At 60.9% G+C, this 20,110-nt stretch carries 21 protein-coding genes; 10 read left to right on the forward strand and 11 right to left on the reverse strand.

Features of this window, described 5'->3' with window-relative positions; genetic code table 11:
- Positions 1-525: 525 nt before the first annotated feature.
- Positions 526-1,719: an MFS transporter gene (locus D109_RS0124975; protein WP_017479285.1), complete on the reverse strand. Its 1,194-nt coding sequence runs from the start codon at positions 1,717-1,719 to the stop codon at positions 526-528.
- A complete protein-coding gene (locus D109_RS0124980) occupies positions 1,716-2,879 on the reverse strand; it encodes an MFS transporter (RefSeq protein WP_017479286.1) in 1,164 nt (387 codons plus the stop codon). Before D109_RS0124980 ends, D109_RS0124975 begins: the two co-directional genes overlap by 4 nt.
- 95 nt (positions 2,880-2,974) lie before the next feature.
- Here D109_RS0124980 and D109_RS0124985 point away from each other — a divergent pair, with 95 nt between their 5' ends.
- From D109_RS0124985 to D109_RS0125005, 5 genes are all read left to right on the forward strand, one after another.
- Positions 2,975-3,883, forward strand: a complete 909-nt coding sequence (locus D109_RS0124985) for a LysR family transcriptional regulator (RefSeq protein WP_017479287.1) — start codon at positions 2,975-2,977, stop codon at positions 3,881-3,883.
- A gap of 171 nt (positions 3,884-4,054) precedes the next feature.
- Complete coding sequence (locus tag D109_RS0124990; protein ID WP_003189411.1) at positions 4,055-4,237, forward strand: type II toxin-antitoxin system HicA family toxin; 183 nt, start codon at positions 4,055-4,057, stop codon at positions 4,235-4,237.
- Positions 4,238-4,260: 23 nt separating this feature from the next.
- A complete protein-coding gene (locus tag D109_RS0124995; RefSeq protein WP_003212074.1) occupies positions 4,261-4,671 on the forward strand; it encodes a type II toxin-antitoxin system HicB family antitoxin in 411 nt (136 codons plus the stop codon).
- A gap of 22 nt (positions 4,672-4,693) precedes the next feature.
- Positions 4,694-5,026, forward strand: coding sequence for a hypothetical protein (locus D109_RS0125000; RefSeq protein WP_017479288.1), 333 nt, complete (start codon positions 4,694-4,696; stop codon positions 5,024-5,026).
- 89 nt (positions 5,027-5,115) lie between these two features.
- Positions 5,116-5,625, forward strand: a complete 510-nt coding sequence (locus D109_RS0125005) for a methylated-DNA--[protein]-cysteine S-methyltransferase (RefSeq protein WP_017479289.1) — start codon at positions 5,116-5,118, stop codon at positions 5,623-5,625.
- On the opposite strand, the gene D109_RS0125010 is transcribed toward D109_RS0125005, so the two are convergent.
- The gene (locus tag D109_RS0125010) at positions 5,595-6,398 is read right to left on the reverse strand and encodes a GNAT family N-acetyltransferase (protein WP_017479290.1); all 804 of its coding nucleotides are present in this window, start codon (positions 6,396-6,398) and stop codon (positions 5,595-5,597) included. The genes D109_RS0125005 and D109_RS0125010 overlap by 31 nt on opposite strands.
- Positions 6,399-6,572: 174 nt before the next feature.
- Between D109_RS0125010 and D109_RS0125015 the strand changes: the two genes are divergently transcribed.
- Positions 6,573-6,998 carry a low affinity iron permease family protein gene (locus D109_RS0125015; protein WP_017479291.1) on the forward strand — a complete coding sequence of 142 codons (426 nt, stop codon included), beginning with the start codon at positions 6,573-6,575 and terminating at the stop codon, positions 6,996-6,998.
- Positions 6,999-7,053: 55 nt separating this feature from the next.
- Here the strand turns inward: D109_RS0125015 and D109_RS0125020 are convergent, their stop codons facing one another.
- From D109_RS0125020 to D109_RS0125045, 6 genes are all read right to left on the reverse strand, one after another.
- Complete coding sequence (locus tag D109_RS0125020; RefSeq protein ID WP_017479292.1) at positions 7,054-7,581, reverse strand: DUF4142 domain-containing protein; 528 nt, start codon at positions 7,579-7,581, stop codon at positions 7,054-7,056.
- A 212-nt stretch (positions 7,582-7,793) separates the two neighbouring features.
- Entirely contained in the window at positions 7,794-9,125 is a 1,332-nt protein-coding gene (locus D109_RS0125025) for an MFS transporter (RefSeq protein ID WP_017479293.1), read from the reverse strand.
- 59 nt (positions 9,126-9,184) lie between these two features.
- Positions 9,185-10,123: a hydroxymethylglutaryl-CoA lyase gene (locus D109_RS0125030; protein WP_017479294.1), complete on the reverse strand. Its 939-nt coding sequence runs from the start codon at positions 10,121-10,123 to the stop codon at positions 9,185-9,187.
- The gene (locus tag D109_RS0125035) at positions 10,120-11,313 is read right to left on the reverse strand and encodes a CaiB/BaiF CoA-transferase family protein (RefSeq protein WP_017479295.1); all 1,194 of its coding nucleotides are present in this window, start codon (positions 11,311-11,313) and stop codon (positions 10,120-10,122) included. Before D109_RS0125035 ends, D109_RS0125030 begins: the two co-directional genes overlap by 4 nt.
- Positions 11,314-11,553: 240 nt before the next feature.
- Positions 11,554-12,465, reverse strand: a complete 912-nt coding sequence (locus D109_RS0125040) for a LysR substrate-binding domain-containing protein (protein ID WP_017479296.1) — start codon at positions 12,463-12,465, stop codon at positions 11,554-11,556.
- Positions 12,466-13,140, reverse strand: coding sequence for an NAD(P)H-binding protein (locus tag D109_RS0125045; RefSeq protein WP_017479297.1), 675 nt, complete (start codon positions 13,138-13,140; stop codon positions 12,466-12,468).
- Positions 13,141-13,255: 115 nt separating this feature from the next.
- Here D109_RS0125045 and D109_RS0125050 point away from each other — a divergent pair, with 115 nt between their 5' ends.
- Complete coding sequence (locus D109_RS0125050) at positions 13,256-14,443, forward strand: MFS transporter (RefSeq protein WP_017479298.1); 1,188 nt, start codon at positions 13,256-13,258, stop codon at positions 14,441-14,443.
- On the opposite strand, the gene yiaY is transcribed toward D109_RS0125050, so the two are convergent.
- The gene (yiaY, locus tag D109_RS0125055) at positions 14,410-15,558 is read right to left on the reverse strand and encodes an L-threonine dehydrogenase (RefSeq protein WP_017479299.1); all 1,149 of its coding nucleotides are present in this window, start codon (positions 15,556-15,558) and stop codon (positions 14,410-14,412) included. The two genes, D109_RS0125050 and yiaY, sit on opposite strands and share 34 nt — an antisense overlap.
- A 127-nt stretch (positions 15,559-15,685) precedes the next feature.
- On the opposite strand from yiaY, the gene D109_RS0125060 reads away from it, so the two are divergent.
- Complete coding sequence (locus tag D109_RS0125060) at positions 15,686-16,702, forward strand: DUF4917 family protein (RefSeq protein ID WP_017479300.1); 1,017 nt, start codon at positions 15,686-15,688, stop codon at positions 16,700-16,702.
- 861 nt (positions 16,703-17,563) lie between these two features.
- On the opposite strand, the gene D109_RS0125065 is transcribed toward D109_RS0125060, so the two are convergent.
- Positions 17,564-18,106 (reverse strand): helix-turn-helix domain-containing protein, encoded by a 543-nt coding sequence (locus D109_RS0125065; RefSeq protein ID WP_017479301.1) that lies wholly within the window; start codon positions 18,104-18,106, stop codon positions 17,564-17,566.
- A gap of 104 nt (positions 18,107-18,210) precedes the next feature.
- On the opposite strand from D109_RS0125065, the gene D109_RS0125070 reads away from it, so the two are divergent.
- Positions 18,211-18,993, forward strand: a complete 783-nt coding sequence (locus D109_RS0125070) for an aldolase (RefSeq protein WP_017479302.1) — start codon at positions 18,211-18,213, stop codon at positions 18,991-18,993.
- A gap of 27 nt (positions 18,994-19,020) precedes the next feature.
- The gene (locus D109_RS0125075) at positions 19,021-19,908 is read left to right on the forward strand and encodes a dihydrodipicolinate synthase family protein (protein WP_017479303.1); all 888 of its coding nucleotides are present in this window, start codon (positions 19,021-19,023) and stop codon (positions 19,906-19,908) included.
- Positions 19,909-20,110 lie beyond the last annotated feature (202 nt).

Genomic DNA, 20,110 nt, shown 5'->3' on the forward strand with positions numbered 1-20,110 from the left:
CAACGAAACCGGCGCGCCCAAAGGCGCCCCGCGTACAGCCACCATAAAGACCAGACATTCAAACGTCTAAGAAATGGCACAGCCATACGCCGTTGATCAAATCGGGCTACTAAACCCGACCGCTGATGGGCAGCGGCTGACGAACCTTAAAGAGGTCGCCCAATGCGTACAACCGGGACGATTCTGATGGTTGTGTAGGCAAAGCCGCAAGATTCATCACTGCTTGCTCGCCCAAATAAGCCCGCAATCTCTGGCAACAAGATTGATCATGAACCGCTTATTCCTCTGGATGGGCAGTGATTTTTCGTGGCGCTCAGGCAAGGCCATCGCAGCCTCGCCAAAGCTCGACAACTCCCACATTAGAGCGGTGTCGCTCCCAAATCTGGAATGCACTCCCTGTGGGAGCCGGGCTTGCCCGCGATGCAGGCGGCGCGGTCTGCCAGGTACACCGCAGCGATCCCATCGCAGCCTCGCCAAGGCTCGACAGCTCCCACGAGGAACTGAATTCACCATCAGAAAAGATGGCTATCTCTCGAGCACCACACCCTGCTGCACCACCCACGCCAACGGCAACGTCAGCAACAACATCCCCGCCAGCACCATCACCGCCACCGGCACGCCCATCGAGTCCCCCAAGCTGCCAAACAGCACCGGCGCCAACGCGCCACCGCCGATGGTGCCGGTGTAGAACACCGCAAATGCCTGTTCCCGTTTCCCCGCGCCTGCCAGGTCCGGCACGGCGCCGTACAGCACCGACGACGTGCCGTTCAGCGCCAGCCCCAACACCGGCAACATCACCATCAAACCGGTCAACGGCAGGTACACCGCCGCGACGATCGACAGCGCTGTACTGGTCTCCGTCAGCCACACGGTTTTCATCATGCCGATACGTGCGCCGAGGTAGCCGCAGAGCAATTTGCCGAAGGCGCCGCCGATAAACAGCATGGTCAGCGCCAGCCCGATTCCCGCAGTGCCGGCGCCTTTGGCTTGCAGAAGAAATGGCAAAAACGTGAGAAAGCCCATGCGCACGGCACTGTCGAGTGTGCCCGTGACAATCAGCGCACGCAGGCCGCTGACGGAACCGCTTCCTACCAGTGTCTTGGCGGTTTTCCCGGAAGCAGACGCCGCTGCCTGCACGGGTATCAGCCACCACAGCAACCCCGCCGCCGCCAACCCCAGCAATCCAAGCAGCGTAACGCTCGCGCGCCAACTGATGACGGTCAGCAACAGCCCCACCAACCCGGGAACCAGGGTTTTGCCGATGTCCCCGGAGAAGTTGTATTGAGACAGCGCCTCCTTCACCCCGCCACCGTTCTCGTAGGTATCGGTGATCATCGAAGAAGCCAGCGGATGCTGGGTACTCGCCCCCAGCCCGCCCAACAACAGCGCCAGCAACAACATGCCCAACCCGGTCGCCTGCCCCGCCAACAGATAGGCAACACCGGCAAGCGCCGTGCCGCCCACCAGCATTGGCATACGCCCCCAACGTTTGGCGGCGCGACTGGCCATCAGTTGGAACACCGCCATCATCCCGGAGTAAGCGCCACGCAGCAGGCCGATCTGGGCGTAGGTCATGCCGAACTGCGCTTGCCAGATCGGCAGCAGCACGTAGATCACATCCGTCAGGCCATCGTGAATCGCATGGGCGCTGCAGCCGGCGATCAACGAGCGGCGACGGGCGGAAGTCTCGGGTACGGGCACGGCAACGGCGTCGCTCATGAGGTCTTGCTCAGTTCAGGTTGGAGGGGCTTCCAGCCCGTCAGGGCGATCAGCAGTGACAGCAACTGGAAACCGATGATCAGCGCTACGCATCCCGTCCAGCCCCAGCGTCCCCAGATCAGCGCCGGGACGATGGCGCCGAAGCTGCCTCCGAGGTAATAGCAAGTGAGGTACAGGCCCACGGCGCCGGCCTTGTTGTGGCGGGCGGTGGCGGTGGTGAAGGCGCTGGCGGCGGCCTGGGCGAGGAATACGCCGGTGGAGCTGAGGGCCAGGCCCAGTACGATGCACCACAGGGACGGCAGCAAGGTCAGGCCCGAGCCACAAACGCCAAGCACCGCAGCGGCGGTCAGCAGTTCGGATTGCGGGCGGGATTTGCTCAGGCGTCCGGCGATGGGGATCACCACCAGGGCCAGGAGGAACACCATGTAGATCGTGCCCAGCGCCGCCGGGCCAAGGTCGAACGGGGCTTGGCTGAGGTAAAGGCCGGCGTAGGTAAAGGTCGCCACTTGGGAGAACAGCACGCAAAATCCTACGGCGTACGCCGCCAACAGCGGAGCGCCGAGTACATCGCTCCAGGTGGTTGCAGGTCGTGCAACGCGGGGAGGATTGTCCGGTGGCAGAAACTGGATAAACCCGCCCACCATCAGGCTCAACACCGCCAACAGCTCAAAGGCTTCACGCCAGCCGACATACTCGGTCATCACCCCGGTGACGAAGCGCCCGGCAAACCCGCCGAGCACGGTGCCGGCCACGTAGAGGCTGGTGACTTCGGTCACGGTGCCGCCACGCCAGCGATCACCGATGTAGGCCACACTGGTGGCAAATACCACGGGGATCAGCATACCTTCGATAAACCGCCACACCAGCAGCTCGGCGAAGCTGCTGGCATAGGCAGTCATCAGCGCCGGCACCGCCAGCAACAACGCGGCCACCGAGATCACGGTGCGTTGCTCAAACCGCCCGGTCAGGCGGCTGACAAAGGGCGCAGTCAGCGCCACCGCCAAGGTGGTGACGGTAATGCTCCAACCGGCCGCCTTGGCGCTCACCTCAAAGTTGGCGGCAAGCGTCTGCAAAATGCTCTGGGTGGCGTAGAGGTTGAGAAACGCCGCGCAGCCACACAGGAACAGGGCAAGACGGGCACAATGCAGGCGCGGTTTCATGAAACCTCTCGTTTTATTATCTGAGGCCTTTATAGAATGACCCGCACACCCGAGACCAATACCGATTTCGAACCGATCAATACCCTGGGGCCAGGATGCTCGACCTACGCAAGCTGCGTTACTTTCTGACCGTCGCCGAAGAATTGCACTTCGGCCGCGCCGCCATTCGCCTGCACCTGGCCCAGCCGCCGTTGACCCGGCAGATTTCCGCGCTGGAGGCTGAACTGGGGTTTCGCCTGTTCGACCGCACCAGTCGCACGGTTTCGCTCACGCCTCAGGGCCGCTCGTTCCTGCCCTACGCACGGGCGGTGCTGGAACAGGTCGACCTCGCCGACGTCATCGCCGGCAAACTGGCCGCAGGCGCCGCCGGGCAACTGGCGCTCGGTTACGTGAGTTCCATAGCCCTGTCGGACTTGTTCAGCCAGGCGATTCAGGCCTTCGCCCAACGCTTTCCCGATGTGCAATTGACGCTGGTGGAATGCGCCTCCGGGAGCCTGGGCGCGCAGGTGGCTGATGGGCGCCTGGATATCGGCCTGAGCCGGCTACTGCCCCAGGACGGTCAGACTGAGGTACAAGCCTTGTCGTTGGGTGAGGAGCGGCTGGTGGCGGCGGTGTCCAGCGACAGCCCGTTGGCCAACCAGGCCGAGGTCAGCCTGGCGCAGTTAAGTGGGTATCCGTTGATTCTGTTCCCAGCCGATTATGGCTCGGGGCTTAACCAGTCCATTGAGCAGCTTTACCGGCGCAAGGGTTTGCCACTGCGGGCCGGGCCGTCGGGGCGGCAAATTACCTCGATCATTGCACTGGTGGCGGCGGGCCAAGGTGTGGCGCTGGTGCCGGAATGTACTCAGAGTTTGATGAATAAGGGCGTGACGTATCGGCCGTTGGTGGATCTGGATGCGTATGCTCGGTTACTTGTTCTGACGCGCAACGATGGGAGCAGCTTGATGGTTACGGCATTTTTGAACGTGATTGATGAGTTGCTCCAGGCTCGTCAGCAAACCTGATTGCTCTGCCGAAAAACCTCGCAATACCTCCGCCGGGCGCCGTCCCCACACGCTCATACACTGCATACACCACCTACAACAACATCGGTCGTCGACCGCTGGTAGGTAGAGTGTTGATAATTTATCTTCAGTGGTTATAGTCTCCACCAACACACACCACAAGGAGGTGATGTGGACAGCCGTTATTTGATAGGTCACATCGTTGCGGATGGCTGGTACCTGGTGCGAATCAGAGGCAGCCATCATCATTTCAAGCACCCGACAAAGCCGGGGCTTGTGACGATTCCCCATCCTAAAAAGGACCTGCTGGACAAGACCGCAAAGAGCATTTTGAAACAAGCTCTGCTCAGCTAATACGTTCGTGGAGGACAACAAACATGCTGTACCCAATCGCAATTTCAACCGGTGACGAGGACCATGCCTGGGGTGTGGAAGTCCCGGACATTCCCGGTTGCTTCTCAGCTGGAGATGATCTGGACGACGCCATGGCCATGGCCCGCGAAGCGATCGAAGGCCACTTCGAGATCCTCGCAGAAGACGGTGCGCCCATTCCTACAGCACAGAAAGTCACCCTCCATGCCGCCAACCCGCAATATGCCGGCTGCACGTGGGCGGTGGTGGATATTGATGTCACCAAGTACCTGGGCAAGGCACAGAAACTCAATATCACGTTGCCCGGCTACCTGCTGAACCGCATTGACGAATACGTCCTGCATCATCCGGAAGAAAAAAGCCGCTCGGGCTTTCTTGCGTCTGCTGCCCTCAAGGTATTGCAACAGGACCGGTAACAGCACTTCAAGGAACCGCGCAATGCTCCCTCCCTCACACCGCACGCCCAGCCCCGTACTGCGCAAAGTACTGGGCTGGGTGCTGGTCGCGCCTCTGCTGCTCTCGTTTCTCAGGCTGCCCTTTCCGCTGGGGCTCGTGCTGGTGCTGGCGTCCATCACGGCCTCCGTTTATGGCGCCCGGTTTGCCCAACTGCATGCCAGCCGACGTGTAACCGTATTTGCCGTGATTATCACGCTGCTCAACATCGCTTCATTTTTTGTCATCGGCACGGCATCGGTAATCAAGGCGCTGTACTGGTTCTCGTGGTTTTATTGGTATCCGTATTACGCCGACTGGGTTTACTGGAACTTCTAAGTCGTTCGCGAATTCGACCGCAAGAAACGTAGTTCCACCATGGGCCAGCCTATCTACCGTAGAGCCATACCCACTCAAGGAGCCCGACCATGTCCTATGAATACCAATACATGCCTTCCCCCGTCGGCCAACTGACCCTCGTGGCCCGTGACGGAAAACTCACCGCGATCCTCTGGGAAAAAGAACGCCCCAACCGCGTTCGCCTGGGTGCCCTGCAAGAGGCCAATAACAGCCCGGTGTTGCAGGAAACCGAGCGGCAGTTGAAGGAGTATTTCGCCGGTATCCGCAACCGTTTCGAGCTGGAACTGGACTTTTCCGGCACCGACTTCCAGAAGAAAGTCTGGCAGGCGCTGCTGACCATCCCGTTCGGACAGACCCGCAGCTACAGCCAGATCGCCGCACAGATCGGTAACCCCAAGGCAGTGCGTGCGGTGGGCGCAGCCAACGGACGCAATCCGATTTCGATTGTTGCGCCGTGCCATCGGGTCATTGGTGCTTCAGGCGGCTTGACCGGTTTCGCCGGCGGGCTTGAGGCCAAGCAGTACCTGTTGGCGCTTGAGGATGGCGTTCAGGCACAAACGCCATCCGGTTCCGCTTGAACCACGGCCCCGCGTATGAACGCCTGATATTCGAACAACGGGTTGAAACCCTGCTTGCGATAAAGCGACAACCCCTGTGGCGTTGCCTCAAGAAAGCAGCGCCGGGCGCCCAGGGCCTGAGCGTGAGCCAGTGCCGCGTGAATCAGTTGCGTGGCATAGCCTTTACCGCGCCAGGCGATCTCAGTCGCGATGTCATTAAGCCGGGCCACGCCATCGCACATCGATAACGTCAACGCACACACCACACCGACGCTGACTGACAGTGTGAAGTGGTAAAGGCCTTGATCGCTGTCCAAGGCTCTCTGATGCCGTGCCTGGTAGTGCGCGATGCTACCCTGCTGCAGCGCGTACGCACTGCCAATCGGCCCGGCCCACTCGCTCAAGTGCCGAGTCAGGTGGATGTTCAGGTCGCTATCCCTCGACACCGGGGTAAACGTCGATAGTTCCAGGACCATGGCTGTCGTCCGCTCTACTGCAACAAAGCCCATCCCTATCAGCACCTCGCCCAGGCCCTCCACCGTGTCTTGATGAATCAAGACACGTATCGGCAGTGGGGTACGGCGAATCAGCTCCAGCGGAGCGTCCATTGAGTGGTCCAGTGCCGAACTGCCCACCAGGACAATCAGCAGGTTCCAGGGGACGGGATGCTCGTCGGCAAAATACGCATTTACGCAGGCGCTGTAGCGGTGAATCAGCGGGCAGAGCGCCGTTAAGAAATGCTCTTCGGTATGGTGATAAAGAGCGGCCAGATCGCAGGTTGCGGTGGAATGCATGGGGTAGGTCCCGACAAAAGCCTAGTGTTCCCCTCGACGCTTCCAGGCAACGTAGGACCCGTCCTAAAAGCCCAACGGAAAAACATACAACTCTGTTCAAAACTCATTTGTTAAAAGAAATTTCAGAACACGCCTGCGGTCAGTATTTTCATCCCCCCTTAAAGGAAAACGGTCATGAAATTCTCCGCCATCTCACAATCCCTGTCCCGCTGGGCAGGCAGCGCCCGCACGTTCTACGCGGCGGTAGCGTTGATCCTCCTGTGGAGTCTGAGCGGGCCATATTTCCACTACAACGACACCTGGCAGCTGATCATCAACACCTCCACCACCATCATCACCTTTCTGATGGTGTTCCTGATCCAGAACACGCAAAACCGCGACAACGACATTTTGCATATCAAGATCGACGAGTTGCTACGCGCCACCAAAGACGCGCAAAACGCGGTGCTGAGCCTCGATGGCCTTGATCGCAAGCAACTTGAGAAATTGCGCAAGGAATACAAGACCATGGGCGACAGCGAAACCATCACCGTCACCACGCTGGTGACCGAAGCACCGAATGACGGTGACCGCCCCAAGACGGACTTTAACCAGGCATAAAAAAACGGCGGCTGGAGTGATCCAGCCGCCGTTTTTTATGAAGTACTCAACGCAATCAACCGTCGCCTTGGTGACCTTTACCGTAAGTCGACGCCAACGCCCGGGCTTTCTCCAGGCGCTCTTCCAACTTGGGCAGGGTCTCATCCACCAGGGCCTTTATTTCCGGAATGTCGGACTCGGCACCTTCCTGCTTGAACAGCGCGATCGCGTCTTCATTGGCCTTGACCTGCTCGGCGGTGTAGGCGGCGTCAAACGAATCGCCGTCCTTGAGTTCAGGCATCAGCGATTCGGCCTTGTCGACGATCTTGTCCCGTGGGGCCACCGGCAAGTCGAGCTTCTTGGCAATGGCCGCCAGATGCTGATTGGCCAGGGTGCGTTCATTGATGACTTCGATGGTGTAGTCCTTGATTTCCTGGGACGACGTCTTGGCGTGTGCCATGCGGCTGGTCTCGATATCGGCCATGCCCTTGGCCGAAGCCTGCTCGATGAAATCGGCAGGCGACTGGGCGAAAGCACTGCTGGCGCCGAGGCCCAGCAGCATCGCGAAACTGGCGGTGCGTAACCGGATAGCCATGCAGCTCATGATGAGTTCCTCCAGGTAATAAACAGGTGCAGGGAAATGAGCCCAGCTCTGAATCTGAATTTTCAGGGCGATAAAGGTTTAGAAAAAACTTGCCAGTGCGACGAACGGTCGTCAAATCTTGCTGCCAAACAGGCCCGACACTGTTCCCTGTACCTGCCCATTCAACCACTTCAACGCCGGGTCTCCACCCGGCGTGGCGCACGGCCGGCTGATCAGCGCTTGTCGAGGGTGCGCAGCTTCTGCGGCAAGCCCCACAGCAACAGCGCCGCCGCCAGCAGTGCACACACGCCGATGACATACAGCGCCGGCGTGGTGCTGCCGGTCAGGTCCTTGATCCGGCCGACCATCACCGGGCTGACGATGCCGCCGAACTGGCCCAGGGTGTTGATCACCGCAATCCCGCCCGCCGCGCCCGCGCCGGCACCGGCCAACAGCTTCGGCGGCAAGGTCCAGAAGGTCGGGATCGAGGCGATGATGCCCGCGCCCAGCAAGCTCAGGGCGACGATCAGGAACGTGGTGTGATCGGCAAAGATCCCCGCACAAAAGAACCCCACCGCCCCCAGCGCCACCAGGCCGCTGACAAACTTGCGACGTTCGCCGGTAGCGTCCGACAAACGCCCGATCACCACCATGCTGATGGCGCCGCAGACGTAGGGAATCGCCGTCAGCAGGCCGATCATCACCGGGCTCTGGGTACCGGCGCTGCGGATCAATTGCGGCGCCCAGAAGTTCAGGCCGTAGGACGCCACCTGGATCAGGAAGTAGATAAAGCCCAGCATCAGGAAACCGGGAATACGCAGTGCCGCAAGCAGCGAGCCACCGCTCTTGTGGGGCTCATGCACGGCAATGCGGCTGGCCAGCAACGTCTTCTCCGCCGAGGTCAACCAGTGGGCATCCTCGATGCGGTCCTTGAGCAGCTTGAGCACCAGGAAACCCAAGCCAACGCAGGGCAAACCACCGAGCAAGAACAGCCAGTGCCAGCCGCGCATTTGCAGGACACCGTCGAGGTGTTCCAGCACCAGCCCGGAGAACGGCGCGCCCACCAGACCGGCAAACGCCGAGGCCAGAAACAGCATCGACGTGATGCGCCCACGGTAGTGCTGCGGGAACCACAAGGTCAGGTAATACAACACGCCCGGCGCGAACCCCGCCTCCATCGCACCAATGATGAAACGCAGCCCGTAGAACTGCCATTCGGCCGTGACAAACACCATCGCCGCCGTCGCCAGCCCCCACGACATCATGATGCGCGCGATCCAGCGGCGAGCGCCGACCTTGTACAGCATCATGTTGCTCGGCACTTCGAAGATCACATAGCCGACCACAAACAGCCCGGCGCCGAGGCCGTAAGCGGTGTCGCTCAAACTCAGGTCGGTCTGCAGCTGGAACTTAGCGAAGCTGATGTTGATACGGTCAAAAAACGCGAACAGGTAGCAGACCATGATCAGCGGCATCAGGCGCCAGGCGACCTTGCTGACCAGGGCTTTTTCCGCATCGTGTTCAGCGGCCGGGCGCACGCCGACCTCCAACGTATTAAGGCTCATTGTTTCTCTCCAGCGGACTGCTCGCAGGCGTCCGATTGTTTTTGTTGTCTGGTGGCGGCTTACAAGGTGGCGATGTAGGCCGGCGGCGGATGCAGGTCGCAATTGCGCCCGGCCTTGGCCACCTGGCCCGGGAGTTCATGGCCGAGCAGGGCCGGCAGTTGCCGCGACATTTTCAGCAAGTGAGGCAGGTCGATACCGGTGTGAATCCCGACTTCGTCACACAGGTTGACCAAGTCTTCGGTGCAGATATTGCCCGACGCGCCGGGAGCAAACGGGCAGCCGCCGAGGCCGCCCAGTGCCGCATCAAAACGTCGCGCTCCGGCCTCGTAGGCGGCCAGCACGTTGCACAAACCCAGGCCGCGGGTGTTGTGGAAGTGCAGGGTCAGGTCGCTCGCCGGAACACGTTCCAGAACGCGTTTGACCAGGCGTTCGACCTGACGCGGGTTGGCCATGCCGGTGGTGTCCGCCAGACTGATGCCCTGGGTGCCCAACTCGCGGTAGGCGTCGACCAATTGCAGCACACGGTCTTCATCAATCTTGCCCTCGAACGGGCAGCCGAAAGTGGTGGCGATGCTGCCGTTGAGGCGCACCGGATAGTCGGCAGCAAAACTCACGATGTCGCCGAACGCCGCCAACGAGGCTTCGCAACGCATGCGCATATTCGCCAGGTTATGGGTCTGGCTGGCGGACATCACCAGGTTCAACTCATCAGCCCGGGACTCGACGGCGCGCTGGGCGCCCTTGAGATTGGGGATCAAGGCCACGTAGATAATCCCGGGGCGACGGGTGATGCCCTGGAACACTTGCTCGCCATCGCGCAACGCGGGAATGGCCTTGGGTGAAACAAACGAACCGGCTTCGATCCGGGAAAAACCCGCTTGGGACAGTTGATCGATCAGCGCGATCTTATCGACGGTCTCAACCCAGGTCGGCTCGATTTGCAGCCCATCCCGGGGCGAGACTTCCTGCACGATCAAGGCATCGGAATAGCTTTTCATTGCACCACTCCCGAGGTTTTCAGACGTTGAATATCGGCCCCGCTCAAGCCCAGGTCGCCGAGGATCGAATCAGTGTGCTGGCCCAGGCTCGGGCCCTGCCAATTCACCGCGCCAGGGGTTTCCGACAGCTTGGGCACGATGCCGGGCATCTTCACCGTGAGGCCGCCGGGCAGGTCGGCGCTGAGCAGCATGTCCCGGGCCTGGTAGTGCGGATCGGCGACGATATCGGCCACTGAATAGATGCGCCCCGCCGGCACTTCGGCGGCTTCCAGGGCGCTGAGCACCTGGTCGATGGGCAAGCTGCTGGTCCAGTGGGTGATGGCGGCATCGAGCAGGCCGCTCTTGGCGGCGCGGCCATCGTTGTGGGCAAACTCCGGCGCTTCGGCCAGGTCGGCGCGGCCGATGGCGAGCATCAGGCGCTTGTAGATCGGGTCGCTGTTGCCGGCGATCACCACGTAGGCGCCGTCGGCGGTCAGGTAAGTGTTGGAGGGTGCGATGCCGGGCAAGGCGCCGCCGCTGCGTTCACGCACATGGCCGAGCATGTCGTATTCCGGCACCAGGCTTTCCATCAGATTGAATACGCTTTCAGCCAGGGACACGTCGACGACCTGGCCGTCGCCCTGGCCGGTCTTGACCCGCAGCAACGACATCAGCGCGCCGATCACGCCGTGCAGCGACGCCAGGGAATCACCGAGGCTCACGCCAACCCGCGCCGGTGGCGAATCCGGGTTGCCGGTGGTGTAGCGAATCCCGCCCATGGCCTCGCCGATGGCGCCGAAGCCCGGGCGATCGCGATAAGGGCCGGTCTGGCCGTAGCCCGAGATACGCACCAACGTCAGCTTGGGGTTGAGGGCGTGCAGCACGTCCCAGCCCAGGCCGAGTTTTTCCAGGCCGCCGGGGCGCAGGTTTTCGATCAGCACGTCGGCGTCGCCCAGCAATTGTTTGACCAGGTCCAGGCCTTCTGCGGACTTGAGGTCCAGGGCCAGGGACTTCTTGTTGCGCGATTGCAGGTACCACCACAGCGACGTGCCTTCGTGCAGCTTTCGCCATTTGCGAAGCGGATCGCCCTGCCCCATGGCTTCGATCTTGATTACCTCGGCGCCAAACTCGGCCATCAGCCGGGCGGCGAAAGGCGCGGCAATCAGGGTGCCGATCTCGATCACCTTGATACCGCTCAGGGGAGCCGTCATCGGGTGTACCTCTTGTTCTTGGAATGTGGGCCAAGGCTAGAGGACACGGGCTGTAGAAATCCAACCGTCAGTTGGCAACGAGCGTTCGCGAAATGCGAAGGCTTGAGTAAGCGTTGGGTGTGGCGAGGGAGCTTGCTCCCGCTGGAGTGCGTAGCGCTCCCGGTTTTTTTGGGGGCTGCTACGCAGCCCAGCGGGAGCAAGCTCCCTCGCCACAGCAAGCTCCCTCGCCACAGGGTTTGCTTACGCCTGCTCTCGCCGCAGGTAGTCGAACAACAACCGACTCACCGGTGACAGCTGCGCCTCATCACGCACCACCAGGATCAGGCTGCGGTCCGACCAGGCATCCGTCAGCGGCACCGCGTGCAAGCCCAATGCCCGGCCAAACAACTCGTAGGCCTTTTGCGGCAGGATGCCGATGCCCATGTTGGCCTGGACCATCCGGCACATGGCATCAAAACCCGGCACATGGATCCGCAGGCGCAAGACCTTGCCCGCCTCCCGCGCCGCCGCGTGGGTGCGCATGTTGATCGAGCTGGCGGAATGCAGCCCCACGTAGTCGCTGTCCAGCGTCTCGACAAACGCCAGGGCCTTGCGCGATGCCAACGGGTGATCCGCTGGCATCAGCACCACCAGCTTGTCCCGACGATAGGTCACGCCGGGCAGGCCTTTGGTGTCGGTGTCGCTGGAGCAGATACCCAGGTCCGCCACCCCATCGATCACGCCCTGGACCACGCCATTGCTGGGTCGCTCTTCCAGGTCGGCTTTGACCTGCGGGTGCAGTGCGGAAAAGTCGCGCAAGTCTTCCGGAAGGAACTGAATGATCGCCGAGAGGTTCGCCAGCATCCGCACATAACCGCGCACGCCGTGGCTGTGTTCGCCCAGCTCCAGGCCCATCTTCTCGACGTTGAACAGCATCTGCCGCGCATGGTGCAGCAAGGTCTCGCCGGCGGCCGTGAGCTGCATGCCCTTGGCCTGGCGCACAAACAGGCTCACGCCCAACACCTGTTCCAGCTCCATCAAACGCTTGCTGGCGGCCGAGACTGCAATGGCTTCGCGGGCCGCAGCGCGGGTCAGCGTGCCTTCTTCATGCACCGCCACAAACAACTGCAGCGTGATCAGATCAAGGCGACGAACCAGGCTTTTGTGCAGCATCTAGGCGCGCTCGGTGGCCAGGCGATTGATATCGGCCTGCTCCACCACCGGCAGAGGTGCGCCGTGCCGGACGGCCGCGAGCATCGCGCGGCCAACGGTTTCCGTGCTCACCACCCAGGCCGGCCGCACATGGCGCAGCAGCGACAACAACGGGCCGACCACGGTATAGATGGACTGGTAGAGCGGGGTTTTCGAGCGCACGCCGTGCAACGGCTGAATCACCCCGGGACGGAACAGGTACACCGCCTTGAACGGCAGGCGCAGCAACGCGCTCTCGGTCTTGCCCTTGATCCGTGCCCACATGGTTTTGCCGGTTTCGCTGCTGTCAGTCCCGGCGCCGGACACGTAGATGAAAGTCATCTGTGGGTTGAGCCGCGCCAGGGTGCTGGCGGCCACCAGGGTCAGGTCGTATGTCAGGTGGGTGTACTTGACTTCGTCCATGCCCACCGAAGAAACGCCCAGGCAAAAGAAGCAGGCGTCGAAACCTTGCAGCAGATGCTCCAGGGGCTGGAAATCGAACATATCGGCATGCAGCACCTGGTGCAGCTTGCCGTGTTCCTGGGTCAGTGCGGTACGGCCGACGGCGACGACTTCCTGCACGTCACTGGCCAGCAGGCACTCGCGCAACACGCCCTGGCCGACCATGCCGGTGGCGCCGAATAGCAGAACTCTCATAAGGTTGGTTCCTAAGCGACAAGCGGTTAGCTTCAAGCTGCCAGGTAGAGACAAACACACTAGCAGCTTGTAGCTTTCGGCTTGCAGCTTACTGCTCAACAGGATCTTTTGCCCCTTGAAAAGCACCACGACCCTCGCCATCGCCTGCAGCGCGGCCTTTCTGTCCCAGGTTGGCATCAGCAGCTATTTACCTGCCGTACCCGCGATTGCCCACGCGTTGCCAGCCGCCGAGGATCAGGTGGCCCTGGCCCTGGCGGTGTATTTGATCGGCATGGCGTTGCCGATGCTGCTCTGGGGCAGCCTCGGTGAGCGCCTGGGCAGAAAGCCGGTGTTGCTGGCGGCGTTGGCGTTGTATGCACTGGCCAGTGCGGCGATTCCGTCCGCCTACAGTCTCGAATCGTTCCTCGGCCTGCGGCTGGTCCAAGGCCTCGGCGCGGGCGGTGTGTCGGTGATGGCCCGGGTGCTGGTTCGCGACAGTTTCAGCGGTGCGCTGTTGGCTAAAGGGTTGTCGTGGCTGGGCATGACGTTCGTGATCGCCTTGGGCATCGGGCAGTTTGTGGGGTCGCTGTTGCAAGTGGCGTTTGGCTGGGAAGCGATCTTTTATGGGCTGTCGATGGCGGCTGTCGGCTTGATGATTGCGCTGCAACGGGTGATATTTCCGAGATTGGAAAAAGCCTCTGGACACGTCTCGGCCTGGCGCATCTACGGCACGATCCTGCGCCATCCGGCGTTCCTGCGGCCTGCGTTGGCGGGCGGTTTGGGCTACGGGGTGATCATCGCGTTCAACACCTGCGCACCGTTGATTTTGCAGGGCCATTTCCAGTGGAGCGCCGCGCAATATGGCTGGCTCGGCTGGCCGATCAGCGGGGCGTATCTGGCGGGGGCGTTGATGGTCAATCGCCTCGTAGCCCGCACCGGGCGCCTGTCGATGATGAGTTGGGGCGTGGCGTTGGTGATGTGCGGCAGCGCGACGATGTTGCTGGGCAGCCTGTTTGCCAATGGGCTGGCGATCCTGCTATGGCTGCCGTATTGCCTGGCGGTGTTCGGGCAATCGATGAGTTATCCCATCAGCCTGTCGCTGGCCAATGATGAATCACCGGTGAGCGGCTCCTACGCCATGGCCTTGAGCGGTTTTATGCATCAGTTGATGGCGGCGGCGATCGGCGGCGTGGCCAGCCTGTTGGCGAGTCAGCAGGCCTGGCCGTTGGCGGTGTTGTGCGTGGTGTTGGCGGGCGGCGCACTGCTGTGCGTCGCCATGGCCAGGGCTGATCAAAACGCGCTGCGGAAGATCTCTTCAATCTGACGCTGATCCGCGCGCCGTGGGTTGGTCAGGCCGCAAGCGTCCTTCAGGGCGTTGGACGCCAGCAGCGGGATGTCCTGCAACTTGGCGCCCAGCTCCCGCAGCCCGGCAGGAATTTCCACGTCCTGGGACAGGCTGCGAATCGCCGCGATGGCCGCCTGGGCGCCCTCTTCCACCGACGTCCCTTTGATGTCTGCGCCAAGGGCCCGTGCCACATGGCTCAGGCGTTCGGCGCTGACGCTGGCGTTGAAGCTTTGCACATGGGGCAACAGCACCGCATTGCACACGCCGTGGGGCAAGTCATACAGCCCGCCCAACTGGTGCGCCATGGCGTGTACGAACCCCAGGGACGCATTGTTGAAGGCCATGCCGGCAAGGAACTGCGCATACGCCATGTTCTCCCGGGCGGCCATGTCTTGGCCGTCGCGCACCGCAATCCGCAGGTTGGCGCTGATCAGTTCGATGGCCTTGATCGCGCAGGCGTCGGTGATCGGATTGGCGGCGGTGGACACATAGGCTTCGATCGCGTGGGTCAGCGCGTCCATGCCGGTGGCGGCAGTCAGGCCCTTGGGCATGCCGACCATCAGCGCCGGGTCGTTGACCGACAGCAGCGGCGTGACGTTGCGGTCGACGATGGCCATTTTCACGTGACGGGTTTCGTCGGTGATGATGCAGAAACGGGTCATTTCGCTGGCGGTGCCGGCGGTGGTGTTAATGGCCACCAGCGGCAGTTGCGGTTTGGCCGACTGGTCGACACCTTCGTAATCGCCGATGTGCCCGCCGTTGGTCGCACACAGGGCAATGCCCTTGGCGCAGTCATGGGGTGAGCCACCGCCGAGGGACACCACGAAATCGCAGGCGCTCTGTTTCAGCAACGCCAGGCCTTTTTCGACGTTCTCGACATTCGGGTTGGGCTTGGCGCCGTCGTAGATCACCGAGTCGATGTCCTGCATCGCGAGTTTCTCGGCGATCATGCTGGCGACACCTGCCTTGGCCATCCCGGCGTCAGTGACGATCAGCGCCTTGCGAAAGCCGTAGTTGCGAATCGCGGTCATGGCGTCGTCGAGGCAGTCGATGCCCATGATGTTGACGGATGGAATGAAGAAGGTGCTGCTCATGGTGGCGAATCCTCGAAAGTCGTTATGCCTACAGCATCGACCTCGATTGCCTGCGGCATCTTGACCAGGATCAACGCCCGCTCGTGATAAAGTCACCGCCCAGCCGTTTTTGAGTAGACCCGCCGCAATGAAGGATTCCCAGGATTTTGACGCCCACCTTGAAGACTGGAACGCCTTGCGCAGCAGTACCGCCTTCAGCGGGATCCTGATCGGCAACGGCGCCAGCCGCGCAGTGTGGGAAGACTTTGCCTACGACTCACTGTTCGAAAACGCCCGCACCGTGGAAGAAAAACCCCTGAGCCAGTCCGAGCTCAGCGTGTTTGACGCGATGCAGACCCGCAGTTTCGAACAGGTGCTGGGCGCGCTGAAAACCACCAGCCGGGTCAACAAAGCCTTGGCGGTCAGCTCGGCGGCGCCGCGCAATCGCTACTACGCGATCAAGGAAGCACTGATCAACACGATCCACAGCGTGCACATTCCGTGGCGCCTGGTGAAGCCTTCGACGCTGGCGACGATTCATCAGGAGTTGGCGAGTTATCCGACGGTATTCACCAGCAATTACGACCTGCTCAACTACTGGGCGATCCTGCAGGCGCCGGGAATCGATGATCTGTTTCGCAGTGCGGATGCGAGCTTTGACCTGCGCAATACTGGCTGCGACACCCCGCGCATTTTGTATCTGCATGGTGGTTTGCACCTGGTGCGTAACCTTGACGGTACGGCGCGTAAATTGCCGACCACTGACAGTACGTTGCTCAGCAGTTTTGCGATCAACAACACGATCAAGACGCTGGATGATGTGCCGTTGTTTGTCAGCGAGGGCAAGGTTGAGGAGAAGTTGAAGACCATTCGCAGTTCTGACTATTTGTCGTTCTGTTATGAGCAGTTGTTGAGCCATGAGGGCGCGTTGTGCATCTTCGGGCATCACCTCGGCGCGCAGGATGTGCATCTGGTGCAGGCGATTCGACAGGCGAAGATCACGATGTTGGCGATTTCGGTGTTTGGCCGCAGTGCGGGGTTTATTCAGCAGCAGAAGCGGCGTTTTGCAGCGTTGTTTGAGGGGGTGGATGTGGAGTTGCGGTTTTTTGATGCGCGTAGTCATGCGCTTGGGGGTTCGGGGCTTTCGGTGCCCGTGGAGCGGTGATGGGGGTGGGCTGGGGTGGGGTGTACATATCCGTTGTCTGCGGTAACGGCGGCTTAGGGTTCCGCTCTTACAGCGGGTCACTTTTTTACAAACGCCTAAAAAAGTAACCAAAAAACGCTTTGCCCCACCACTCGGTGCCTCGCCTAGGCTCGGCATGCCCGCACTCCGGCCCGATTCCGCGGGCCGCCGCGACGGGCCATCCATGGCCCGGCGCGGCTAAATCGGCATCCCTGCCGATTTACCCGCTCCACCGTGCCTACTTGCGGCCATCGTGGTTAACGGGGCCCGCAGATCAAAATCAAAAGCAGATCAAAAGCAGAGCACAGCGGCCTACCGGCCGGCTTGAGTGTTAAAAGCAAAGGCAAGACCCAGAGCGAAAGCCAAATCTGAAGCGGATGCAGCTCTGCTTTTCTGTGGGAGCTGGCTTGCCTGCGATGCAGACACCTCGGTGCATCAGGTACACCCAGTTGATGCTATCGAGGCAAGCCAGCTCCCACATTTGACCGTGCCCGCTTTAGCTTTTGATTTTGCTTTTAAACACTCAAGCCGGCCGGTAGGCCGCTGTGCTCTTGCTTTTGATCTTGATCTTAGGCGCCCCGTTAAACCACGCTGGCCGAACGCAGGCTTTGGAGCGTGGGTAACCCGGCAGGACGCCGGGTTAGCCGCGCTGGGCCAAGGATGGCCCAGCGCGGCGGCCCACGGTCCAAAGCCGGAGTGAGGGCACTCCGAGCCTAGGCGAGGAGCCGAGTGGTGGGGCAAGAGCGTTTTGCTTACTTTTGCGCTCTTCAAAAGTGAGCCGCTGTAAGAGCGGAACCGTCAGCGGCCATCACACAAATAACGGATATGCCCCCACCCCCACCATCACTCCTCAGCGCTATGCACCACCACCAAAAGCTGCGCCTGAACCTCCCCCACCGACCGAATCCGGTGGGGCTTCTGCGCATTGAAATGCAACGCATCCCCCCGATTCAACACCACCCGCTCACTCATGAAATCCACCTCAACCTGGCCTTCATGCACAAACAAAAACTCCTCCCCCAAATGCTCCTTGAAGGTCTTGTCGGTGAACTCCGCCGGCGGGTAAATGATAAACGGCAACAAACTGCGCTCACTGACCTGATGCGCCAACACCGCATACCCTGGTGACGCATCGGTGCCCGACAACGCCTGCCGTTCGTGACTACGCACCAGGCTGTAACTGTCGAGGCTGATGTTGTCTTCACTGAACAGCTCTTCAACCTTCACATTCAACGCCTTGGCCAACTTCAGCGCCGCAGCAATCGAAGGCGTATTCAGCCCGCGCTCGACTTTCGACAGGTAACTCTTGGTCATCCCGGATTTCTCCGCGAGCGACTCCAGGGTCACACCAAGTTTTTTTCTCAGTATTTTCAAACGGATAGACATGTGCAGCGGTTAATCCATTAAAGAGGCGATGATGAATGCTTGCCAATGACACTTTGTGTCATATAGTCTCTTTCGTGTCATTTGCGACGAACAAGGACACTGATATGGCCAAGACATTAGCACTCCCGAAAGACCAACTGGTCAAGCAAGCGCTGAGCCAGATGCAAAACACCCTGGCGGATAATACGTGGACCGACCGGCAAAAGCTGGCACTCACCTGCCGGATCCTGTTCGAAAACGGCCACGACTCCGGCCTGGCCGGGCAGATCACCGCACGCGGCCCCAGTCCGGGCACCTATTACACCCAACAACTCGGCCTGGGTTTCGATGAGATCACCGCCAGCAACCTGCTGCTGGTCAATGAAGACCTGGAAGTGTTGGAAGGCCACGGCATGCCCAACCCGGCCAACCGTTTCCACAGCTGGGTGTACCGCGGTCGCCCGGATGTGAATTGCATCATCCACACTCACCCGACTCATATCGCTGCGTTGTCGATGCTGGAAGTGCCGCTGCAGGTGTCCCACATGGACCTCTGCCCGCTGTACGAAGACTGCGCGTTCCTCGAAGCCTGGCCCGGCGTGCCGGTGGGCAACGAAGAAGGCGAAATCATCACCGCCGCCCTGGGGGATAAACGCGCGATTCTGCTTTCTCACCACGGCCAATTGTCCACCGGGGCGAGCATCGAGGAAGCCTGTGTGATCGCACAGTTGATCGAGCGTGCCGCCAAGTTGCAGCTGCTGGCGATGGCCGCCGGCACGATCAAACCGATCCTGCCGGAGCTGGGCCGCGAAGCCCATGACTGGATTTCCAAGCCCAAGCGCCACGGCGCTGCGTTCAACTACTACGCTCGGCAGAACCTGCGCCAACACGCCGATTGCCTGAACTGAAACCCTTTTTCGACCGGAGCCTTTTCCATGTCCAGCCCTTCTATTCACGGCATTATCGGCTACACCATCACCCCGTTCAGCGCGGACGGCCAGCGCATTGACCTGGACGCCCTGGGGCTTTCGATCGACCGCCTGGTCGACAGCGGCGTGCACGCTATCGCCCCGCTGGGCAGCACCGGCGAAGGCGCCTACCTCAGCGATGCGGAGTGGGATGAAGTCGCCGCCTACAGCATCCAGAAAGTGGGCAAACGCGTGCCGACCATCGTCAGCGTCTCCGACCTGACCACCGCCAAGGCCGTGCGTCGCGCGCAGTTTGCCGAAGCCCACGGTGCGGACGTAGTGATGGTATTGCCGGCCTCTTACTGGAAGCTCAGCGAAGCGGAAATCCTCGCTCACTACGCGGCCATTGGCGACAGCATCGGCGTGCCGATCATGCTCTACAACAACCCGGCCACCAGCGGCACCGATATGTCGGTGGACTTGATCCTGCGCATCGTCGACAGCGTCGACAACGTGACCATGGTCAAGGAAAGCACCGGGGATATTCAGCGCATGCACCAACTGCATCGGCGTAGCGAGGGCCAGGTGCCGTTCTACAACGGCTGCAATCCGCTGGCACTGGAGGCGTTTGCGGCAGGGGCGAAGGGATGGTGCACGGCGGCGCCGAACCTGATTGCGCAGCTCAACCTGGATTTGTATGAAGCCGTTTTGGCCAATGACCTGGAGAAAGCCCGGGAACTGTTTTATCGCCAGTTGCCGTTGCTGGACTTCATCCTCAAAGGCGGCTTGCCGGCGACGATCAAGGCCGGTTTGCAGCTGACGGGGCTGGAGTCGGGGGATCCACGGTTGCCGGTGTTCCCGCTGGGTGAGCCTGGCCGTGTTCAGTTGCAAGCACTGCTGACCCTGTTGCGCTGAAACGCCATCCAAAGGTGGGAGCGGGCTTGCTCGCGAAGGCGGTGGGTCAGTCAATTAATATGTCGACTGATTCACCGCCTTCGCGAGCAAGCCGCTCCCACATTCAGTCCGCATTCCTCCGTAGAATTTCACTAGAGACAAATGATAATAGTTCTCGATATCATTCGCGACTTTTCCACGTCGTGCTTCGTCAAGAAGGATA

Origin of the sequence: Pseudomonas sp. PAMC 26793 (assembly GCF_000313235.1) — a bacterium.
Classification (GTDB): domain Bacteria; phylum Pseudomonadota; class Gammaproteobacteria; order Pseudomonadales; family Pseudomonadaceae; genus Aquipseudomonas; species Aquipseudomonas yamanorum.